This window comes from Pedobacter sp. B4419 (assembly GCF_059693725.1).
This window is the reverse complement of record NZ_JCASSL010000002.1, coordinates 169301-190917: the sequence shown is the minus strand read 5'-3', so window position 1 is coordinate 190917 and position 21617 is coordinate 169301. Positions and strand designations below refer to the sequence as shown.

Sequence of the window (21617 nt, the reverse complement as noted above, 5' to 3'; positions counted from 1 at the left end):
GAACGCCAAACTCAAAACCCCAAACTCCAAACCTGATTATTGCATTAAGAATTTAAAATTACCAATGTTTTTCAAGGCGATGCCTGTACCACGCACTACTGCACGAAGTGGATCTTCGGCAACGTGAACAGGCAGTTTAGTTTTGGCCGCTACACGTTTGTCTAATCCACGCAATAACGCGCCACCTCCTGTTAAATAAATACCAGTTTGATAAATATCTGCCGAAAGTTCAGGTGGCGTAATCTCCAGTGCTTTTAAGATCGCTTCTTCAATTTTAGAAATCGATTTGTCCAAGCAGTGGGCAATTTCTGTATACGAAACCGTAATTTGCTTAGGAACGCCGGTCATCAAATCTCTCCCTTGTACCGCAAAATCTGCAGGTGGATCAGAAAGTTCTGGCAAAGCCGCACCAACTTCGATCTTGATTTTCTCTGCGGTACGATCACCGATCATAATGTTATGCTGGCGACGGATGTAGTTTACGATGTCAGAGTCAAAGTTATCTCCGGCAACGCGGATAGACTGGTCGCAAACAATACCCGAAAGTGCGATAACCGCAATTTCTGTTGTTCCGCCACCGATATCGATGATCATGTTGCCCATTGGTTCTTCAACATCTATACCAATACCAACCGCTGCAGCCATAGGCTCGTGAATCAAATAAACTTCTTTTGCTCCGGCAATTTCGGCACTATCTCTTACTGCACGTTTCTCTACCTCTGTAATACCCGATGGGATACAAATTACCATTCTCAACGATGGGAACATCCATCCCTTGCCACCGTTCAGCATTCTGATCATCCCTTTGATCATGGCTTCTGCAGCGTTAAAATCTGCTATTACACCGTCTTTTAAGGGTCTTACCGTTCTAATGTTATCGTGGGTTTTACCTTCCATCTGCATGGCCTGTCTGCCAATTGCGATGATTTTGTTGGTCTGCCTGTCAAAGGCAACAATCGAAGGTTCGTCAACTACTACTTTATCGTTATGTATGATGAGGGTGTTTGCGGTACCTAAATCTATAGCTACCTCTTGTGTAAACCAATTAAATAAACCCATTTATGTCGTATGTTATCTTAATCTTGTTAATGTATACTATTTCAAATGTAAAAATAGTGTTTTTATTATATTTTAATTTAAAAAAATCCGAGGTACAGGGTATTTATTTTGTTCAAAATCATTTGAAAATCAATATCCTGTGTTCAGAGAGTTTTTTAGTGTTGCTAAACAACGCTCGACTAAAATTGAGCGACGTAGCAATAAGGCTTAACGTTTTCTAAAAAGGTTAGAAATCTATTTACAAGAACCTTATCGGCTTTGGACTTCTGACTCTTTTCCTAGTGTTTAAAGTGTCTTACACCGGTAGTCACCATGGCGATGCCTTTTTGGTTGGCCATCTCAACAGAATCCTTGTCTTTAATCGAACCACCTGGTTGTAATACGGCTATAATTCCGGCTTCGGCAGCTAATTCTACACAGTCTGGGAATGGGAAGAAAGCATCTGATGCCATTACCGCACCATTCAAATCAAAATTGAACGCCTTAGCTTTAACAACTGCTTGTTTAAGGGCATCAACTCGTGAAGTCTGACCTACACCACTTGCCAAAAGCACATTGTCTTTTACAAAAACGATGGTATTGGATTTGGTATGTTTTACAATTTTATTGGCGAAGATCAAATCTTGGATTGATTCCGCACTTGGCGCTTTTTCGGTAACCGTAGTCATTTGCTCGGCGCCTTCCAAGCTAAGGTCTTTGTCTTGCTCAATTACGCCATTTAACAAAGTCTTGAATTGCTTGTTGCTCAATTCAACTTCGTTGCGCTGCAAAATCACCCTGTTTTTCTTTTCCCTGAACAATGCTACGGCTTCAGGCTGATAAGAAGGAGCAATAAGCACTTCGAAGAAAAGGTTATTGATTTCTTGAGCAGTGGCCAAATCAATTTCGCGATTGGCAATTAATACACCGCCAAAAGCAGAAACCGGATCGCAGGCCAATGCGTCGATCCATGCCTGCAAAATGGTAGCTCTAGAGGCAACGCCGCAGGCATTGGTATGTTTTAAGATGGCGAAAGTAGGTTCGGTAAACTCATCGATCAAGCTCACAGCTGCATCCACGTCAACCAAATTGTTATAGCTCAATTCTTTACCGTTTAGCTTGGTGAACATCTCTTCCAGATTGCCGTAAAAAGTACCTTGCTGATGAGGATTTTCGCCGTAACGCAAAGTTTGGGCTTGTGCAATACTCTGTTTAAATACGTTTAGAGGCTCTTCGTTATTGAAATAGTTGAAGATGGCTGTATCGTAATGAGAAGAAGTATGGAAAGCCTTTTTGGCGTAAGCCTTGCGCTGTGCCAAAGTAGTGGTATTGTCTTGTTCTTGCAGTTGTTGCAACAACGTGCCATAATCTGCTTTTGAGGCAATGATTACTACGTCATTAAAGTTTTTGGCAGCCGCACGGATAAGCGAAATGCCACCAATATCAATCTTTTCGATAATTTCTTCATCAGTTCCGCCAGCTTTTACAGTTTCTTCGAAAGGATAAAGGTCAACAATGACCAGGTCAATCTCAGGAATTTCATATTGTGCAATCTGTTCCTGATCGCCTTCTAGGCCTCTACGGTTTAAAATTCCGCCAAATACTTTTGGATGCAGGGTTTTTACGCGGCCTCCTAGAATAGAAGGGTAACTGGTCAGGTCTTCAACCGCTGTTACGGGCAGGCCCAAATCCTTGATGAATTGCTCAGTGCCACCTGTCGAAAATAAGGTAACGCCTTGCTGGGCTAAATGTTGAACTAATGGTGCTAAACCATCTTTATAATATACTGAAATTAAAGCGTTTTTGATCTTTACTGGCTGGCTCATTGAAGGGTATTATTTTAAGCCGCAAAGTTAAGAAAACTTAGGTGTTTTTTGAAGGTGTTTTTGAATAAAATTAAGCTGACAAGAAAAGACGCTTTTTGACCTCCTAAACAAGCTTGTTTACATAGCCAAACCACTCAATATCAGCGGCGCTTTTGGCAAGATGGGTTTGCCCGTCTTTGAGAACGTACAGGGTATTGCTCATGGCTATGATATGTTGGTAATAATGGTCGCTGATTAAAAAGCCTTTGTGCTGTTTTTCTGTTTGCAACAGCTCCTTTATTTGTTCAATATGCAAGGGCATGATATGCGAGAAAGGCTCGTCGAGCATTGAAAACTGTGATTTGGACTTGATGATGAGGTATACTTCCAGCAAGCGGCGTTCGCCCCCTGAAAGCCTGCCTACTTTGCTCAACTCGCGACCAGCGAATTCGGTAAACGTGGCCTCGAAATCGCTAAATGGCAATTCAAAATCGTTAAATACTCTTTTTAGACTTAAGGAAGTGGGAATGAAATTGAATTGAGGCAAATAAGTAAGCAAGTCTGGTCGCTTAAAGGCTTCGAAAACAGAGGTGCCATCAAAACGAACAGAACGGCTGGTGGCCTTCAACGTTCCATATATAATGTTCATCAGGCAAGATTTTCCTTGTCCATTGAGCCCCAACAGTCCTGTAATGGCATTGGTTTCACATTTAAGGTAAACACCGTTCAGTATTTTCCGGGCCCCGAAATACAGCTCTATGCCATCGGCTTCTAATTGATGTGTCATTTCGCGCAAATCATTAATGCGATAAACAGCAAAAAATCAATGCCAAGCGTAATGCCCCAAAGCAGTTTTTTAGAAATACCAAGATTTTGGTAGTAAACAAACTCTTTCTTTTTTCGGGTATTAACCGCATAAAAGAAAATGCCCATGGTAATGACTTTGTACCAACAAATGATCGGAATGGCATGATTGCCTAATAAATTGTAAAGGTACATGCAGCTCAGGCTGATCAGCAGGCCTACGAAAAAGTGGTTAAGATAAAAAGTGTAAAGCGACCTTAAGTGTAGTTTGAAATTCTTCAACGGCTGTTTTCTGGTATAATAAACTCCAAACTCGGCACTCAAGACTACGGTTTAGCGCTTAAGGCTATTTCTTGATTTTTTTAATAATGCTTTCCACAATGCGCGGATAATGCAGGTGCTCCAATTGCTGCCCCTTAAATTTGATCATCTCCAAGCTATCGTCTTTGTCAATGCGGTATTTGGCTTGATAAATAAACTCTCCTTCGTCGTAATTTTCATTTACATAATGGATAGTGATACCGCCTTCGGTTTCTTTGGCTTCCATTACAGCCTGATGCACATGATCACCATACATGCCTTTTCCGCCAAATTTTGGCAAAATGGCAGGGTGGATGTTAATGATCCTGCCAGGATATTCCTGCAAAAGGTTTTTGGGGATGAGCCATAAAAAGCCGGCAAGTACAATCAGATCAACATCCAGGTTTTTAAGCAGGTCGAGGATATTGTCGGTTTTATAAAATTCTTGCTTGTCGAAAATATGTGAAGGTATTTCAAAGCTGTCGGCACGTTGCAGTACATAAGCATCTGGATTGTTGGTTAATACCAAGGCAACTTCCACTTCCGTATTGCGCTTAAAATGCTCCATAATCTTTTGCGCATTCGATCCTGAACCCGAAGCAAAAATTGCGATCCTTTTTTTCATTTATGTTTGAAGTCGTTTGTATTGGCTAGGCATTTAAATATGCCGAAGGCCTTTCCTTAATTTTAAACACTCACCGAACAAAAACTAAACCAAACCAATTGGCTAGTTCATTTTTGTTTCGAAATCCTGATGTTTCTTCAAAAATAACATTTTGCCCCTTTAAAGAAATAGTTTTATCGTTTTTTTTAAAGGAGAGCCAAAAATGAGCTCAGTTTGCCAATCTATATGCTGGAAGCGAAGATTAATAGACTATAAATTAGGGATGTATTTATCTTTTGGATAGCGGATGGAATAACTTATCCGAATGGTTTGTGTTTGTCCGGGCGGTATGCTCAGTTTCCAAGTTAAAATCCCTGTTTCCGTATTCACGCTTGCATTGCCCGATTCGAGCAGCTCCGTTTGGATGCTTTTGTCGGTTGATAAAGGATATTGATCTTTCAGTAACATGTTTACCGTTTGTTTTTTGTTGTTCCTAACCCGGAGCTCATAGGTAATTGTTTGCTTTTTGTTGCTGCCGATGGTTTGCGTGGTGGTTTGTTCGGCTAGCCTTTCGCGCTTAATCGTTAGCATTTTGTCGCGCCCCATGCTCAGGTTTAAAGTGTCTGTAGTGGCATAAGGGTTGATGAATGATTTGCCTACATACATGTTTTCAAAAATGATATTGGCCTCGCCAGGTACGAGATTTAGTTTTTCATAATTGGTGATTTCGGCAATCAGAAAAGCATCCGGATCAGATTTAGGCGCCGCATAGTATTTGAAGTTGGCCGGATGGCTGTATTCTTTCAGTGCAACACTGTGCGGTTTTCCGTTAGAAGCAATATCGTAAGGAATGTCGATATCAAATGTAGCGCTCAGCTGGTTTTCGGTTTGTGTGGTGTATTGATTTACTGTTGAAGGCGCTCGTTTGTTTGTGTCTTTAATGTCAATCACTTCTTCTGCCATTGCCGATCTGGTTTCCATGCCCTGCATGCGGTTTTGAATACGGCCAACAGTCTGTGAATAAGCCAAGTTGGGGTCCGAAAATTTCAAGAACCATGGCGATAACATTGGCGCGGTGCCGCTTTGCGAAGGATTGCCAGTAGATAATGTGAGTTTAACCTTTTCCCATGGGATGCCGGTATATTGGATCACATTGGCTTTGTAGATAATTTTAAGAGGGCTACTGGTGTTGTCAGCCCGTAGATCGTAATAAGCCGTCCATGATGCGCTAGGTGTCATATAGCTGATGTTGAAGTCGGCCTTGCCTGCAATGGTGCTCAACACTTGCAAAATCAGCTGTCCGCCTGTTCCGGTTTGCCCTGTATTGAGTTCTTTGAGTTGGTTTTGCAGTTTGGCCACTTGTTTGTTAAGCGCTTCTTGTTTGGTTTTCATTTGCATGATCCTACCTTTGATTTCCAATTGCTTGCTGCGGTAGTAGTCAACCATTTTACTCAATTCAGTTACGGTAATGCCTGTATTCAAGCCGCCAATGGCTTGGTTTTTATCTAATAATTGTAAGGTGCTTTCCTCCACAGAAATCTCATTAAGCAAGGTGGCCAAACTGGCATTCGCAACGCGCAGGCTTTCTTCTATCCGTAAATATTCAGGGCTTTTGTTTTCTATGTTCATGTAATTGGTAGCCGTTCGTACAGACATGATCGTTACATTGGCAGATGCACCGATTTGGATGCTGTTTTCGTCGAGCAGATTGGCTACGTTGTTAATTACGACTTCGCTGCTTCCCGCAGGCAACTGTACGCTGCTGCTATGGTTCAATTGGGCACTATTGCTAAACACTGTGGCAGCATCTAATTTAGCTTTGGCAATAATTGGGGCTTGGGCCATTGCTAAAATATTGGCCAATAGGCAAGCGGTAATTAAGTAGAGAAATTTCATTTTATGGATTTTAGAGGATGTTTTCAAGTTAACAATTTGTAAGCTTTAATTGGTAAGGCAGGTAAAATATTTAGGTGCTTTTCAAATGCCTTGATCATTCTTATGAGCAAATATAGGGGCGGGTATGGCAACAATAAATCCTTGGAAACCATTATTTATGATTGATTCGGGATGTTTTTTTATGGTTGGATCTGTTAAATAAAAGACTGACGAAAAATATTTTTAAAACCATTTTGGAATTTTAAAACAATAACTCTATATTTGCAGTCCGAAATAATAAATATAGCAAAAAGGCTGAAAAAGAATGGCAAATCATAAATCGTCTTTAAAGAGAATTAGAGCAAACGCAGCAAAACGTCTACGTAACAGATATCAAGCAAAAACTACACGTACTTTCATCAAAAGACTACGTGGTGCTGAAGATAAAAAAACTGGATTGGAATTACTTCCTAAAGTAATTTCTATGCTAGATCGTTTGGCTAAGAAAAATGTAATCCACAAAAACAAAGCATCTAACAATAAATCGAAATTAACGAAATTCGTTAACGGTTTAAAATAGTCGCTTTTTTTAACGATATTGAAGCGGTGTAGCCTAAGCTATACCGCTTTTTTTATGAAAAAATTTTGGGTTTTTATTCTTTTTCTCTCCTTTCTGAACCAATTGTATGCCCAACAAAGCTTTACTGTTCAGGGCAAGATCAATAACTACAGTGGCAAAGTTTACCTTTCTTATGGTAAAAGAGATTCCTTAATTACAAAAGACGGAACTTTCTTGTTTAAAGGCAAAGTAGACATGCCTGTCTTAGCCAGTATTTCTATTCCTTCTAATAAAATGGTTGGAGTTACCCCATTTTGGATAGATGCCGGCCAAACCCTACTTGAGTTAGATACAGCCTCTTTTAAAAACATCAGATTTAGTGGGATTGATGTGAAAGGAAAAATCATCGAATCTGGTATAACCAACAACGTTATAGATACCTCGATGAAACGGTTAGCTGAAATTGCTAAGTCATCGGCCACAGGTGATGAAAAGAAAAAGAAGATCAGGCAACGTGTTTCCGGGCTGTTGCAACAATATCCGAATTCTATAATTTCTGTGTACGTTTTAAGCGCTTATATAAAGTACTTTGATAACGATGAGTTACAAAAAATATACGCTGACCTTGGTTCAGAATTAAAAAGAACAAGCTATGCATTGGCCATAAAAAACAACAATATTAAAAAAGTTGATATTGTGATTGGCGAGAAGATAGCAAGTTTTGAACAGAATGATCAATTTGGGAAATCCATTTCGGTAAATGATTTTAAAGGCAAATACTTGTTGGTTGATTTTTGGGCTTCATGGTGCGTGCCGTGCAGACAAGAAAATCCAGCAGTAGTTAATGCCTACCAAAAATATAAAAATAAAGGATTTGAAATCTTAAGCGTTTCCTTAGACAATGACAAAAAAGCCTGGATTAAGGCCATAAAGGCTGATGGGCTGAAATGGACCCATATTTCGGATCTTGGTGGTTGGCAAAATGCCGTTTCTAAAATGTTCGATATACGGAGTATTCCAGATAATATTTTGATCGATAGCAATGGAGTAATTTTAGCCAAGGGTCTGCGTGGAGAAGATTTAGAGAAAAAGTTGGAAGAGATTTTTAAAGCAACTAAATAGATGCGATGAAAAATAGCGATGAAAAACTTGGCATCAAGGCTTGGGCAGAGGCCGATCGGCCAAGAGAAAAACTCGCCTCCAAAGGTCGCAAGCAATTGACCGATGCAGAACTGATTGCCATTTTGATCGGCTCGGGCAATAAGACCGAAACTGCTGTTGACCTGAGCAAGCGGATTCTTAAAACTTATCATAACGACTTGGCGAGGTTGGCCAAAATCGAGATCAACGAGCTTTCGAAGTTTAAAGGCATTGGAGAAGCAAAAGCCATTGCCATTATCGCTGCGCTCGAATTGGGCCGAAGAAGAAAAGAACTGGTAAGTGATAAGCCCCGAAAGATTGTTTCCTCAAAAGATGCCTTTGAAATCATGCAAAGCGAGCTTAGCGATTTGCCTCATGAAGAGTTTTGGGTATTGCTGCTTAATCGTGCACATTTTGTAATTGCCAAACAATTGGTGAGCAGGGGCGGTGTTGCTGGTACGATAGTCGATCCGAAGGTTATTTTTAAAATCGCTTTTGAGCATAATGCCAGCTCGGTCATCTTGGCGCATAACCATCCTTCAGGTCACCTCAAGCCCAGCATCTCAGATATCGAGATTACCAAAAAGCTCGCTGCGGCCGGACTGGTGCTAGAACTGCCGGTTCTTGATCACCTCATTATAGGAGATGGTGCTTTTCTTAGTCTAGCCGATGAAAGTTTGATGTAGTTTATTGCCTTAACCGCAAAGAATTGAAAGGTAAGAGGGAAAAGGTAAAATGGAAGATGGAAAAGGTAAAATGGAAAAGTTTGTTTGCACAAAGAAGAAAAACTTGGCGTAATACTTCTTTTCTTTGCGACTAAAAACTGTCAACCAACAACTGATAGCTAGCAACTGGCAACTGTCAACTGAAAACTGCCAATTGACTCACAACACTAATTTAACATAGGATTTGTAATTTAGGAGCATGATGAGAAGAACCTTATTGATGTTGCTGATTGGCCTAGGTTTGGCAAACGCAACTTTTGCCCAAAAAAACCAGCCGATCAATATCATTACCTATAACATCAGGCTCAATGTGGCTTCTGATGGAGTTAATGCCTGGCCCAACAGAAAAGAAAATGTAAAGGCGCTGGTGCGTTTTTACGATGCAGATATTCTTTGTGTGCAGGAGGCATTGCCAGATCAGTTTGACGATTTATTGGCCAATTCCAACTTCGATGTAGTGGGCGTGGGCCGGGATGACGGTAAGCGCAAAGGTGAATTTTCTGCTGTTTATTTTAACAAAGACCGGTTTGTGAAAAAAGATGGAGGCACTTTTTGGTTGTCTACCACTCCCGATGTGCCAAGCAAAGGCTGGGATGCAGCGCTGAACCGAATCTGTTCTTGGGTAAAGCTATACGACAAGTCGAACAAAAGAGAGTTTTTGGTCTTTAATACCCATTATGATCATGTAGGTGTGCAGGCAAGAATAGAATCTGCCAAGTTGCTTAAAAAGAAAATCCAGGAAATTGCCCCAACGTTGCCTGTGGTTTTTACTGGTGATTTGAACGTAACGCCAGAAACAGAGGCTATTGCCACGATCAAATCGTTTTTGATTGATACCAAAGATATTTCTATCGAACCACCTTATGGTCCAACAGGCACATTTAATGGCTTTAAATGGGATAGCCCACTAAAAGACAAGATTGATTATGTGTTTGTAAACAAGGCTTTTAAAGTGCAGAAGTTTGCAGTGTTGTCAGACAGTAAAGACCAGCGCTACTATTCGGATCACCTGCCGATTTTTGTAAGACTGTTGTTTTAGAAAAAAGATTGGATCGAATGCCATTTTTGTTTAATCAATTGAGCTGAGCCTTTCTGCTTTCGGCATTAAATAATATCTTTGCGTTTTTAATAGTATTGCGTAAAGCGTATAGTGTAGGGCGTTAATTTAATGCTCTATATCAATACTTGATACTCGATACTTAATACTCGATACTCCAACATGAAAATATCATACAACTGGCTCAAGCAATTTATACAAACCGAAAAAACTCCTCAGGAAATTTCGCTCATTTTAACCAACATTGGTTTAGAAGTAGAAAGCCTGGAAAAGGTACAGCCCATTATAGGCGGTCTCGAAGGTTTGGTAATTGGCCATGTAGTTGAATGTGCGCAACATCCAAATGCCGATCGTTTGCGCGTGACCAAAGTTGATGTAGGCGCAGGCGAGCTATTGCAGATCGTATGTGGCGCACCAAATGTAGCTGCCGGACAAAAAGTAGTGGTAGCCACCGTAGGTACAACGGTATACCCTAATGAAGGCGAACCTTTTAAGATCAATAAATCTAAAATTAGGGGCGAAGAATCTGAAGGGATGATCTGTGCCGAAGACGAAATTGGCCTTGGCAGTTCGCATGCCGGTATTATGGTATTGCCAGAAGATGTGGCCATCGGCATAGCCGCAAAGTCTTACTTCAAAATGGAAGACGATTTCATGTTCGAGATTGGCTTAACGCCTAACCGAGCCGATGCGGCATCGCACTTGGGCGTGGCCAGAGATTTGGCGGCCTATTTGCGTACTTCTTATCAAATGCCTGATGTATCAGCCTTTAAAACCGATAATGAGACGTTAAAAATCGAGGTAAAGGTTGAAGATACCGAGGCCTGCCCGCGTTACAGTAGCGTTACCATTAGTGGCGTAACGGTAAAAACATCGCCAGATTGGCTAAAAGATAAACTGAAAGTAATCGGCATCCGTCCGATCAATAATATAGTAGACGTTACCAATTATGTATTGCACGAATTGGGACAGCCTTTGCATGCATTTGACGCCGATCAAATTGAAGGCAAGCAGGTAATTGTAAAACAGTGTGCAGAAGGTACTCCGTTTGTAACCTTGGACGACGTAGAACGCAAGCTTTCGGCAGAAGACTTGATGATCTGCAGCGCAACCAAACCAATGTGCATTGCTGGGGTATTTGGTGGCAAAAACTCTGGGGTAAGCGAGCAAACTACTCAGGTTTTCTTAGAAAGTGCCTATTTTAATTCAGTATCGGTGCGTAAAACTTCGAAGAGACATGGCTTAAAAACCGATGCTTCTTTCCGTTTTGAGCGTGGTACAGATCCAGAAATTACCGTTACTGCATTGAAGCGTGCTGCATTGCTGATTAAGGAAGTGGCCGGAGGAGAGATTTCTTCGACAATTTCTGATATTTATCCAAATCCGGCACAGCCATTTGATGTAGAGGTAACTTATGAAGGCATCATTTCTTTGATCGGACAGGATATTCCAACAACGGAAATCAAATCGATCATTACAGCTTTGGGCATTACAGTCGCGGCAGAAACCGAAGCCGGATTGAGCCTAAAAGTGCCTGCCTATAAAGTAGATGTAACCCGCGAATGCGACATCACCGAAGAAGTATTACGTATTTATGGTTATGATAACATTGTTATTCCAACAAAGGTAAATGCTTCATTAGCTTATACCGCCAAGCCAAATAAAGAAAATATCCAGAACCTGATTGCCGATATGCTAACTGCAAACGGCTTTTTAGAAATCTGGTGCAACTCGCTAACCCGTGCTAGCTATTCTAAAAAACCAGAAGAAGCCGTACAGATTTTAAATCCGCTGAGCTCAGACTTGAACGTAATGCGTCAAAGTTTGTTGCAACCGGCTTTAGAAAGCGTAGTATATAACCAAAACCGTAGAAATACAGATTTAAAGTTCTACGAATTCGGCAAAACCTACCATTTAATCAATGGCGAGTACGTAGAGCGTCCACGTTTATTGGTATTGGTTACCGGAAGCAAGCAAAGCGAGCAATGGAACCAGAATGATGGCCCGTCAACTTTCTATAACCTAAAAGCTGCTGTAGATGCCATCATCGGCCGTTTAGGCATTGGCAATTTTCAATCAGAAGAGATCAGCGATGAAAATTTTGCCTATGGCTTAAAATACTTCAGAGGTCCGCAGGCTTTGGTTTCGTTTGGCGCAGCGACTGTAACCGATAGAAAGCAGGCTGGTGTGGATAAAGAAGTGTTTTATGCAGACTTTGACTGGGCTGCATTGTTGGATGCCGTTCGTAAAAACAAGATCATCAACAAAGAGGTTCCAAAATATCCATCGGTAAGAAGAGATTTGTCTATGTTGGTTGACAAGAAAGTTACTTTCGACGAATTGAAGACAATTGCCTTTAAAACCGAGAAAAAACTGATCAAGCAGGTTCAGGTGTTCGATGTGTACGAAGGTGATAAATTGCCAGAGGGTAAGAAATCATATGCCCTTAACTTTACTTTACAGGATGAGGAGCAAACCTTAACCGATAAGCAAATCGATGCGGTGATGCAAAAGATTATAGCTAACTTGGTCCAAAATGCAAAAGTAGAAATTAGATAATAAAAGAATGAGAGAAGGATGGAATGAGTGAATGTGGGAATGAATTTTTAATTGTAACTAACATTATTCAAACATTCAAAACTCTTTCATTCCATAATTAAAATTTAAAAGCATGTCTTCAGTTGCCGATCAATTAAATAATGTATTGCTAAAAACTGCTCGTTTAATAGAGCTTTGCAATGCCCTGCAAGAAGAAAATGACCTTTTAAAGTTAGAAAACAAGCACGTAAAGGCAGAATTGGATAAGGCAAAAGTTAACGAAGCCGATCTGGACGAAAAGCTCCGCGTGCTTAAATTAGCGAAGAGTATTGAAGGTACAAGTGAAAAGACACTTGATATAAAGCAAAAAATTAACGAATTTGTGCGTGAAATTGATAAGTGTGTGGTGTTGCTAAAAAAATAGCAGCATAAAAAATTGAAACAAAGCTTAAAAAATGGGAGAAATCTCGATTAAAATAACTATTTCCGACCGTATTTACCCCTTAAAGGTAAACATGGAAGAAGAAGAGATCGTGAGGCGGGCAGCTAAGATTATCAACGAGCGTATAAAAGACTATCAAGAAAATTATGCGGTTAGAGATAAACAAGATCTGCTTTCGATGGCGGTGTTGCACTATGCAACGGCGGTGTTGAGAACAGAGCATAAAGTGCAGCACCAAGATACTGCCGTTGCCGAAAAGGTAGAGGAGCTAGATAGTTTGTTAAACGGATTTTTCACGAAATAAAACGTTCTTATAACGGCCGTAATTGAAGATACATCTTCAACGGGAAGCCGTATAAGCTAACAGAATCTGGCCGTGGCTAAATTTTTATGTTTCAAAATTTCCTATCGATTGTCTTTCAGCGTTGCTGACGGACGAAAGAAGGCATACATGAGCATAATAATTTAGTGACGGTTTTTTTTTAACAAACAAATGGTGCCGGGATAATTTTTAACCGAAAATTATAATAACTCCGCCACCATTAAACGAAACAAAAACAAATGGAAATACTAGGAATAACGGGATGCGTGCTGGCCAGCTTGATTGTTGGTATAGCAATTGGCAGATACCTGTTGCGGAACCTGCTTAAACAACAAGAGGTAGCCGCGCAAAGCAAAGCGAAGAAAATACTGAAAGACGCAGAGAGCCAAGCCGAAATCATGAAAAAAGATAGGTTGCTAGAGGCCAAAGAGAAGTTCTTGCAAATGAAGGCAGAACACGAGCAACAGGTAAATGCGCGCAACAACGAAGTAAATCAACGCGAAAACAGTATCAAGCAAAAAGAGCAGTCGTTAAACCAAAAGATTGAAAACGCCACCCGTAAAGAGCAGGAACTAGATAGCCATCGTACTAATTTAGAAAAGCAAACCGCCGTTGCCGTTAAAAAGCAGGAAGAGGTAGATGTGTTGAAGCAACAGCACGTCAAACAGTTGGAAACCATTGCAGGATTAAGCGCAGAAGAAGCGAAAAACCAATTGGTAGAGAACATGAAATCAGAAGCCCGTTCGCAGGCACTGATGCAAGTAAAAGATATTGTAGACGAGGCCAAGCTAACTGCTAGCAAAGAAGCAAAGAAAGTGGTTATCCAAACCATTCAGCGTACAGCAGCCGAAGCAGCGATCGAAAACTCGGTATCTATTTTCCACATTGATAACGACGAGATCAAAGGTCGTGTAATTGGTAGGGAAGGTAGGAACATCCGTGCTTTGGAAGCCGCTACAGGCATCGAGATTATTGTTGATGATACACCAGAGGCCATTATCTTATCAGGATTTGATCCGGTAAGAAGAGAAATTGCCCGTTTGGCCTTACACCGTTTGGTTACCGACGGTCGTATACACCCTGCCCGTATTGAAGAGGTAGTGGCCAAAACCAAAAAACAGATCGAAGATGAAATTGTAGAGATCGGCGAACGTACCGTAATCGATTTAGGCATCCACGGCTTGCACCCAGAGCTGATCAGAATGGTTGGGCGTATGCGTTACCGTTCGTCTTACGGACAAAATTTATTGCACCACTCTCGTGAGGTAGCCAATTTCTGTGCAACCATGGCGGCAGAATTGGGTTTAAATGCCAAATTAGCCAAACGTGCCGGTCTATTGCACGATATAGGTAAAGTGCCTGATGACAATCCTGAATTGCCACACGCAATTTTGGGGATGCAATTGGCCGAGAAATATAAAGAACACCCAGAGGTTTGCAACGCCATTGGTGCCCACCACGACGAGATCGAGATGACTTCAATGATTTCGCCTATTATCCAAGCTTGTGACTCGATTTCAGGCGCACGTCCAGGAGCAAGGCGAGAGGTAGTAGAGAGCTATATCAAGCGTTTAAAAGAATTAGAAGAACTGGCACTTTCATACCCAGGCGTAGAGAAAACCTTTGCCATCCAGGCGGGTAGAGAGCTGAGGGTAGTGGTAGAAAGCGAAAGGGTAACCGATCAGCAGGCAGAATTATTGGCTGCAGATATTTCTAACCGTATCCAAACCGAAATGACCTACCCAGGTCAGATCAAGGTTACGGTAATCAGGGAAACCCGTTCGGTAGCCTTCGCCAAATAACAAGACTTGTCATTCTGAGCATCGCGAAGAATCTAAAAGAAAGTTTAAAAAGCGGTAGATTTGTCTATCGCTTTTTTTATTTTTATATCAAATTAGCCAGATATGAGCAAAACCCTTCCAACATCGGCCAAAAGACCAGTAGACATCTATTTTGATAAATATGCCGAAAGTCATCAAAATCATACCAACGAACTGATCCATTGGATTTGTGTGCCTTTGATCGTGTTTAGTTTATTAGGGCTTGTATGGCAGATCCCTTTTCCTCATTTAGAATTTTTGGGGCAGTATAATGGTTATTTCAATTGGGCTTCGTTTGTGATTGCCTTTGCCATGTACTATTACTTTACGCTTTCACCTGTGCTGTTCTTTTTAATGATCTGGATCATAGGCCTGATGAGCTATGGCATCGTAAAGCTGGAGCAGTGGCAAGGCGCTGGCGGACCAGCCGCCTGGCTGGTGTTTGCCATCATTTTTGTAGTGGCTTGGATAGGCCAATTCATAGGCCATAAAATAGAAGGGAAAAAACCTTCGTTTTTAGATGATGTTAAGTTTTTGTTAATCGGTCCAATTTGGTTATTGCATTTTATTTGCAAAAAAGTAGGGCTAAAATATTGATACAGCGGCCATTTAACAATTAGTTAACCTTTGCATAAACGAATGGTAATTTAGCGCTAACATAGAGCTAACATTGTGGTAATAGTTTTGCCTAAACAAATAATCAGGCAAATTGAACTCACAATTAACTCTTAAAAAAGCATTTTTCACATTGCTATTCTTAGTAATGGGTGCAGCTGTTTTCGCACAGGGAACAGGTAAAATTTCAGGAACCGTATCAGATAAAAAGACAGGCGAAACATTAATTGGTGTTTCGGTTAGGATTGCTGGCACTACTAAAGGTGTTGGTACTGATGTTGACGGAAAATATATCCTTCCGGGCCTTACAGAGGGTAAACATACCATCGAGATTTCTTATGTAGGCTATTCGACCAAACAAATTACAGATGTTGAGGTTAAAAATGGAGCCACCACTTCCTTAAACGTAGTGATGGAGGAAGCGAGCTCTCAAACCTTAAAGCAAGTTGTAATTACAGCGAACTTTAAGCAAGAGTCGGTTAATTCATTATATGCAAAGCAAAAAAATAGCGCAGTAATTTCTGATGGAGTATCGAGCGATCAGATTAAAAAATCACCAGATAGAAATACTTCTGATGTATTGAAAAGAGTGAGCGGTGCAACTGTTCAAGACAATAAATTTGTCGTAATTAGGGGCTTGAGCGATAGGTACAACAATGCAACCTTAGACGGTGCATCGCTACCAAGTACCGAGCCAAACCGTAAAGCTTTCTCTTTCGATATCGTGCCTTCGAATTTGGTAGATAACCTTATTGTAAGCAAAACCGCAACTCCAGATCTGCCAGCCGATTTTACTGGTGGCTCTATTCAGATTGTAACTAAAGACATTCCAGATAACAATTTTATTTCTTTTGCTGTAGGTGCTGGTTACAATACCGAATCTACATTTAAGGATTTTAAAAGTGGTGCAAGAAACGCAACTGATTATTTTGGATTTGATAATGGCGATAAGGCCTTGCCAGGTAGCTTTCCATCAACCAGGAGAATTGTAAACAGGCTGTTAACCCCAGAGCAGAATATTGCGGCAATGAAGAGTTTGTCTTCAGACTATAATATCTATACCAATACTGCCTTGCCTACACAAAATTATCAGTTTACCTTAGGCCGAGTGAAGAACTTTAAGGATAGCGACAAGAAGTTTGGTGCTTTGTTCTCGTTAACCTATCGTAATGCACAAAACATCAACAACGATGTAATTAGAGATTATGTGAACTACGATTACCATGATGACATTTACAAGTTCTCTACAAGCATAGGTGCATTGGCTAACTTTGCCTATACCTATGGCAAGAGTAAGATCACTTTTAAAAATATCTACAATAGAAACTATGACGATTCTTTCTTAACCAGATCTGGTTATAACAGCGAAAGATCAAATGATGTGAGGTTCTTCGCCTTTGATTTGATGCAGAAGTCATTGTTTAAATCAACGCTTGAGGGAACTCACCCATTAGGCGCTAATAATTCGAAGATCAATTGGTCGGTAAGTTATGCCAATATCTTAAATGATCAGCCAGATCAAAAGAAAGTATCTTATTCTCGTAACCCAGCGGATATTGGAACAGAGAACTATGCTTTCTTTGCGAACAATACCACAGCGGGAAAAGAAAACACGAGATTGTTTTCTAAGCTCAATGAAGATAACTTTAGCGGAGCTGTAAACTATACCTTGCCACTAAAAATGTTCAGCCAAACCGCAACATTCAAAGCAGGATTGAGCTCATTATATCGCAAACGTGATTTTACCGCAAGATTCTTGGGATTTGTTTTAGATCCAAATGCACCTGATGCAGATGAGATTAGAAAAAGACCATTAAATACACTATTTGGCAGAGATGTTTTAAACAGTGGAGTTTATTCTTTGGCGGATATCAGCGGAGACGCAGATAGCTATGATGCAAATTCTATGACCAATGCAGGTTATGTAATGTTGGATAATAAAATTGGAGAAAAATCGCGTGTGGTTTGGGGTGTTCGTGTAGAGCAGTTCGATGTAAAGCTGGATTCTAAGGTGAAAAATCCGCAAAATGCAGTTGATGACAATTATTTAGATATATTGCCATCGGTAAATTATACTTATAGCCTAACACCTAAAATCAACCTAAGGGCATCTTATTACCGCACTTTGGCTAGACCAGAATTTAGGGAATTGGCTGTGCCTTCAATTTATGATTATGAGTTATTGGCTTTGCAACAAGGTAACCCAGACCTAAAAGAAGCAAAAATCGACAATGCAGATATCAGGTTCGAATTTTATCCTCAAGCTGGACAAATCCTTTCGATATCTGGTTTTTACAAAAAATTCCATAACGCCATTGAGACGTTTAACATGGACGCAGCATCATCGAGGATCATCACCTTTATGAACTCAGATAAGGTAGATGTGTATGGGATAGAATTAGAGTTACGTAAGTCACTAGATTTTATCAGTCAGACCGATTTCTTAAAGAAAACTACTTTCTATACCAATTTCTCGTTAATCAAATCAAAAGTTGACCAAAGCAATACAGGTTTAAATCTATTAGAAACTAGTCGCCCAATGGTTGGTCAGGCACCTTACGTAATCAATGCAGGCTTGCAACACACTTTCTTAGAAGACAGGTTGAGCTTTAATGCCTTGTTTAACAGAGTTGGACGCAAATTGGCCGTTGCACCAGGCGTTTTGTTCCCTGGTATTTGGGATGCACCAAGAAACGTGGTTGATTTACAATTGGCTTTAAAAGTAATTAAAAACAAAGGCGAGCTGAAGTTTAATGCCGGTGATATTTTGAATAACCGCATTACGCAATACTACGATAGAGATAAAAACAAAAGCTACGACCGCGCAAAAGGCGATGAGACCATTTTGAGCTACAAACCTGGATCAAACTATTCGTTGTCGTTCTCTTACAGCTTCTAATGTTAACTTATTGTTTAGATAAGCCCTTGATTGTTAACAATAACTTAAGCTTTATTTAATCACTGAATTATATCTATTTAACAATTTTGAGAAAATAAATTAAAAAAATAAAAATGAAAAAACACTTATTATTTTGCGCATTGAGCGTATTGATCTTCTTGGCAAGTTGCTCAAAGAACGATAGTGGAGATGGCGATATCAATCCACCTACGCCTTCAAACACTGTTGAAGTATCAGGCGATATCTCAGCCAGTACAACTTGGACAGCAAATAAAATTTATTTATTAAAAGGTAATGTTTTTGTAACAGGTAATGCAACCCTTACAATTGAGCCTGGTACCATTATCAAAGGTGATAAAGCTACTAAAGGTGCCTTGATCATTACCCGTGGTGCAAAAATCATGGCTGTAGGTACAGTTGATAAACCTATTGTATTTACTTCAAGTATCGCTGCCGGTGCCCGTAAAGAAGGCGACTGGGGTGGTATCATCTTATTAGGTAAAGCACAAAACAACGTAGGTACTTCAGTGGCAATCGAAGGTATTTCTGATGCAACCGATAAAGGTAAGCACGGTGGTACCGATAATGCTGATAACTCAGGTACAATGAAATATGTACGTATTGAATATGCAGGTATCGCTTTAAGTCCAGATAACGAAATCAATGGTTTAACTTTTGGTTCAGTTGGTTCGGGTACTACAATCGATTATATCGAGGTTTACCGTTCAGGTGACGATGCTTACGAGTGGTTCGGTGGTTCGGTTAACTGTACGCACTTATTGGCTATCGATACTTGGGATGATGATTTTGATACAGACAATGGTTTCTCTGGTAAAGTACAATTCGGTTTGGCTCAACGTTTAGCTGTAACTGCTGATGCTTCTGGATCAAACGGTTTCGAATCTGATAACAACGCCGCTGGTGACAACTTAACTCCTCAAACTTCACCAGTTTTCTCTAACATGACAATCTTAGGCCCAGTTGGTTCAGGTGGTTCTACTATCAATCCAGCTTTCCAACATGGCGCACAAATCCGTCGTAACTCTGCAATGAGCTTATTCAACTCAGTAATTGTAGGTTATACAGAAGGTATCTTCTTTGACGATGCTTTGCCTGCTTCTGGTAATTTAAACGCTTCAGGTAACTTAAGTACTGGAAAATCAGTAATTGCAAACAACTTGATTTTCAACAGCAATAGCAAAAGCAACCAGATCAAAGCTTCTAACGCAACCGCTTTGGGCGTAATCACTCCATTGTTAACTGGTGTAGCTGCAACTAATACATTCGATGCAAGTGCTACTGCTGCAAGTATCATTACCGATCCTTACAAATACTCAGCTGACTTAGTAGGTGGTGCAAGAATTGGCGTTCCTAACTTTACTGTAGTTGCCGCTTCTGCCGCTGCTTCTGGTGCTTCATTCACTAACGCTAAAGTAGCTACTGGCTTTACTGCAGTTGCTTACAAAGGTGCTTTTGGTACTGAGAACTGGGCTGCAGGTTGGGCTCATTTTGATCCACAATCGTTGCCTTACACTACTCCAGGTGCTGTGAAATAATAAGATATTAAATTGTTTATTTGAATCCGTTCTGACTTTAGTCGGGACGGATTTTTTTTTGGACCAAACTCGCTATTTATTAAGCGGATCGTAATGATATACTACTTCGTAAGGCTTGTTTTTTAAGCTAGCTGATAATTCGCCCAATTTAAGGTTCTGCTGCTGTGGCGTAGGCTCGCATACGGTGTACGATTTGCCATTGTAGATGATTGCATTGCCACTAGGCTTATCAAACTGTACGGCCATGGTAATATGCGTAGGGTAGAGCATGGCGATCATAGGCAAGTTGTAGATCTCTTTTACCAAAAAGAAGAACAAGGCGGCTCTATCGTCGCAATCGCTGTATTTGTTTAACAAAGTCTGTTCTGGCGACATTCGCTTTTCCTTGCCAAAATTTTCCTCGTCATTTTCATACAAGAAGGCATAACGGGTAAAACGCATCAAATAATCTACGCCTTTTTTGGTATTCATGCCTTTTACATTTTCCTTTAATATCGGAATGAGCGATTGGTAGGTTTCTCTGCTTAAAGGAATATTAAAATAGGTTTCAAAATCAACACCTGGGTAGTTGGCAAAAATCTTTTCCACCTCGTTGTTCAGCTTTACCTTAAAATGGTAAGCCTTGTGCTTGTAATTAAAGGCGATCTGTTTTTCTACATAATCCTCAGGCTTAAAATCGGGCATGCGTGTAACCTTGTAGCTAAAAGCATCCTTAGCCTCCGGTATTTCGATGTTAACCGGTTTGTAGGCATCTTCACGCTTAAACAACTTGCCATAATCATGATAGTTAAGGCAGGTGTATTTTTTCTGATCAACCATAAAGTAGGGGATATCGGCAATATCCTCGTTGTTGCGGATGTAGAAAATAATTTGGTCGTTCCCAACGGCTACTTTGGCATCATAACCAGATTTGCTCATTAAAAACCATTTGTACAATGTATACCGGCCATAGTTTTCGGCTTTTGGGCTAAGTTCTTGAGCGGTTTTTCGTACCAGCTGATAATAGAGCCAATCATTCAGCTTGTATTTCTCTTTATAGCCGAGCAAGGCCTGGATGAGTTCTTGATAATGTCCAGTATTTATTTTGCTGTAAAAATCCTTTACCGATTGGCTAGTGAGTTGTGCTGCAAAAGGAATGTCAAGTGTAGAATCAGCCTCGAAATTGAAAGTGCCATCATAAAATTCAAAGCTATGGCGCTGTGCTTTTGCCTGCGCAAATAAAAGCACTAATCCCATGACGATGAGAAGCTTACGGACGATATGTTTGGCTTGACTTTTCAATGGCTTAACATTGAGATAATATTAAATATATATAAATTTAACATTAAAGCCTAGCGAATATTGTCCAAAAAATGTTAAATATTCGGAAAATTCAGTTTTTGCCGAATCCTATATTAAATAATCTTAAGATAATCCCGATTTCATAGGTTCTTAACATTGCCAACCTACTTTTGTGGTGTTAAATATTTGGTTAGTATTTATCATTACAGTTTAGGTTAGTTGATAGCAAAAAGCCCC

18 protein-coding genes are annotated in these 21617 nt (G+C 40.3%); 11 read left to right on the top strand and 7 right to left on the bottom strand.

What is annotated here, in order from left to right; all coding sequences use genetic code 11:
* Positions 1-36 precede the first annotated feature (36 nt).
* The 6 genes from AC570H_RS12450 to AC570H_RS12425 all read right to left on the bottom strand — a co-directional run bounded on the left by AC570H_RS12450 (position 37) and on the right by AC570H_RS12425 (position 6447).
* Positions 37-1059 (bottom strand): rod shape-determining protein, encoded by a 1023-nt coding sequence (locus AC570H_RS12450; protein ID WP_055132282.1) that lies wholly within the window; start codon positions 1057-1059, stop codon positions 37-39.
* 278 nt (positions 1060-1337) lie between these two features.
* Positions 1338-2864, bottom strand: a complete 1527-nt coding sequence (gene purH / locus AC570H_RS12445; RefSeq protein WP_497355252.1) for a bifunctional phosphoribosylaminoimidazolecarboxamide formyltransferase/IMP cyclohydrolase — start codon at positions 2862-2864, stop codon at positions 1338-1340.
* A gap of 103 nt (positions 2865-2967) precedes the next feature.
* A complete protein-coding gene (locus AC570H_RS12440; protein ID WP_497355250.1) occupies positions 2968-3630 on the bottom strand; it encodes an ATP-binding cassette domain-containing protein in 663 nt (220 codons plus the stop codon).
* Complete coding sequence (locus tag AC570H_RS12435) at positions 3627-3971, bottom strand: hypothetical protein (protein WP_497355248.1); 345 nt, start codon at positions 3969-3971, stop codon at positions 3627-3629. Before AC570H_RS12435 ends, AC570H_RS12440 begins: the two co-directional genes overlap by 4 nt.
* Positions 3972-3993: 22 nt before the next feature.
* Complete coding sequence (gene purN / locus AC570H_RS12430; RefSeq protein WP_497355246.1) at positions 3994-4572, bottom strand: phosphoribosylglycinamide formyltransferase; 579 nt, start codon at positions 4570-4572, stop codon at positions 3994-3996.
* Positions 4573-4821: 249 nt separating this feature from the next.
* On the bottom strand, positions 4822-6447 hold the full coding sequence (locus AC570H_RS12425; RefSeq protein ID WP_497355244.1) for a DUF4139 domain-containing protein: 1626 nt from the start codon (positions 6445-6447) through the stop codon (positions 4822-4824).
* Positions 6448-6751: 304 nt separating this feature from the next.
* On the opposite strand from AC570H_RS12425, the gene rpsT reads away from it, so the two are divergent.
* The 11 genes from rpsT to AC570H_RS12370 all read left to right on the top strand — a co-directional run bounded on the left by rpsT (position 6752) and on the right by AC570H_RS12370 (position 20099).
* The gene (gene rpsT, locus AC570H_RS12420; RefSeq protein WP_497355242.1) at positions 6752-7006 is read left to right on the top strand and encodes a 30S ribosomal protein S20; all 255 of its coding nucleotides are present in this window, start codon (positions 6752-6754) and stop codon (positions 7004-7006) included.
* Between the two features lie 54 nt (positions 7007-7060).
* Positions 7061-8107, top strand: a complete 1047-nt coding sequence (locus AC570H_RS12415) for a redoxin family protein (protein WP_497355240.1) — start codon at positions 7061-7063, stop codon at positions 8105-8107.
* Between the two features lie 5 nt (positions 8108-8112).
* Entirely contained in the window at positions 8113-8811 is a 699-nt protein-coding gene (gene radC / locus AC570H_RS12410) for a RadC family protein (protein WP_497355238.1), read from the top strand.
* A 238-nt stretch (positions 8812-9049) separates the two neighbouring features.
* Entirely contained in the window at positions 9050-9889 is an 840-nt protein-coding gene (locus AC570H_RS12405; RefSeq protein ID WP_497355236.1) for an endonuclease/exonuclease/phosphatase family protein, read from the top strand.
* Positions 9890-10069: 180 nt separating this feature from the next.
* Positions 10070-12466: a phenylalanine--tRNA ligase subunit beta gene (gene pheT / locus AC570H_RS12400; protein WP_497355234.1), complete on the top strand. Its 2397-nt coding sequence runs from the start codon at positions 10070-10072 to the stop codon at positions 12464-12466.
* Between the two features lie 112 nt (positions 12467-12578).
* Entirely contained in the window at positions 12579-12869 is a 291-nt protein-coding gene (locus AC570H_RS12395; protein ID WP_497355232.1) for a hypothetical protein, read from the top strand.
* A gap of 31 nt (positions 12870-12900) precedes the next feature.
* Positions 12901-13191: a cell division protein ZapA gene (locus AC570H_RS12390; protein WP_497355230.1), complete on the top strand. Its 291-nt coding sequence runs from the start codon at positions 12901-12903 to the stop codon at positions 13189-13191.
* A 257-nt stretch (positions 13192-13448) separates the two neighbouring features.
* Entirely contained in the window at positions 13449-15011 is a 1563-nt protein-coding gene (gene rny, locus AC570H_RS12385) for a ribonuclease Y (protein WP_497355228.1), read from the top strand.
* 102 nt (positions 15012-15113) lie between these two features.
* A complete protein-coding gene (locus tag AC570H_RS12380; protein ID WP_497355226.1) occupies positions 15114-15626 on the top strand; it encodes an Mpo1 family 2-hydroxy fatty acid dioxygenase in 513 nt (170 codons plus the stop codon).
* Positions 15627-15777: 151 nt separating this feature from the next.
* Positions 15778-18543, top strand: a complete 2766-nt coding sequence (locus AC570H_RS12375) for a TonB-dependent receptor (protein ID WP_497355224.1) — start codon at positions 15778-15780, stop codon at positions 18541-18543.
* A 113-nt stretch (positions 18544-18656) separates the two neighbouring features.
* A complete protein-coding gene (locus AC570H_RS12370) occupies positions 18657-20099 on the top strand; it encodes a beta-helix domain-containing protein (RefSeq protein ID WP_497355222.1) in 1443 nt (480 codons plus the stop codon).
* Between the two features lie 72 nt (positions 20100-20171).
* Here the strand turns inward: AC570H_RS12370 and AC570H_RS12365 are convergent, their stop codons facing one another.
* On the bottom strand, positions 20172-21335 hold the full coding sequence (locus AC570H_RS12365) for a hypothetical protein (RefSeq protein WP_497355220.1): 1164 nt from the start codon (positions 21333-21335) through the stop codon (positions 20172-20174).
* Positions 21336-21617: the final 282 nt, after the last annotated feature.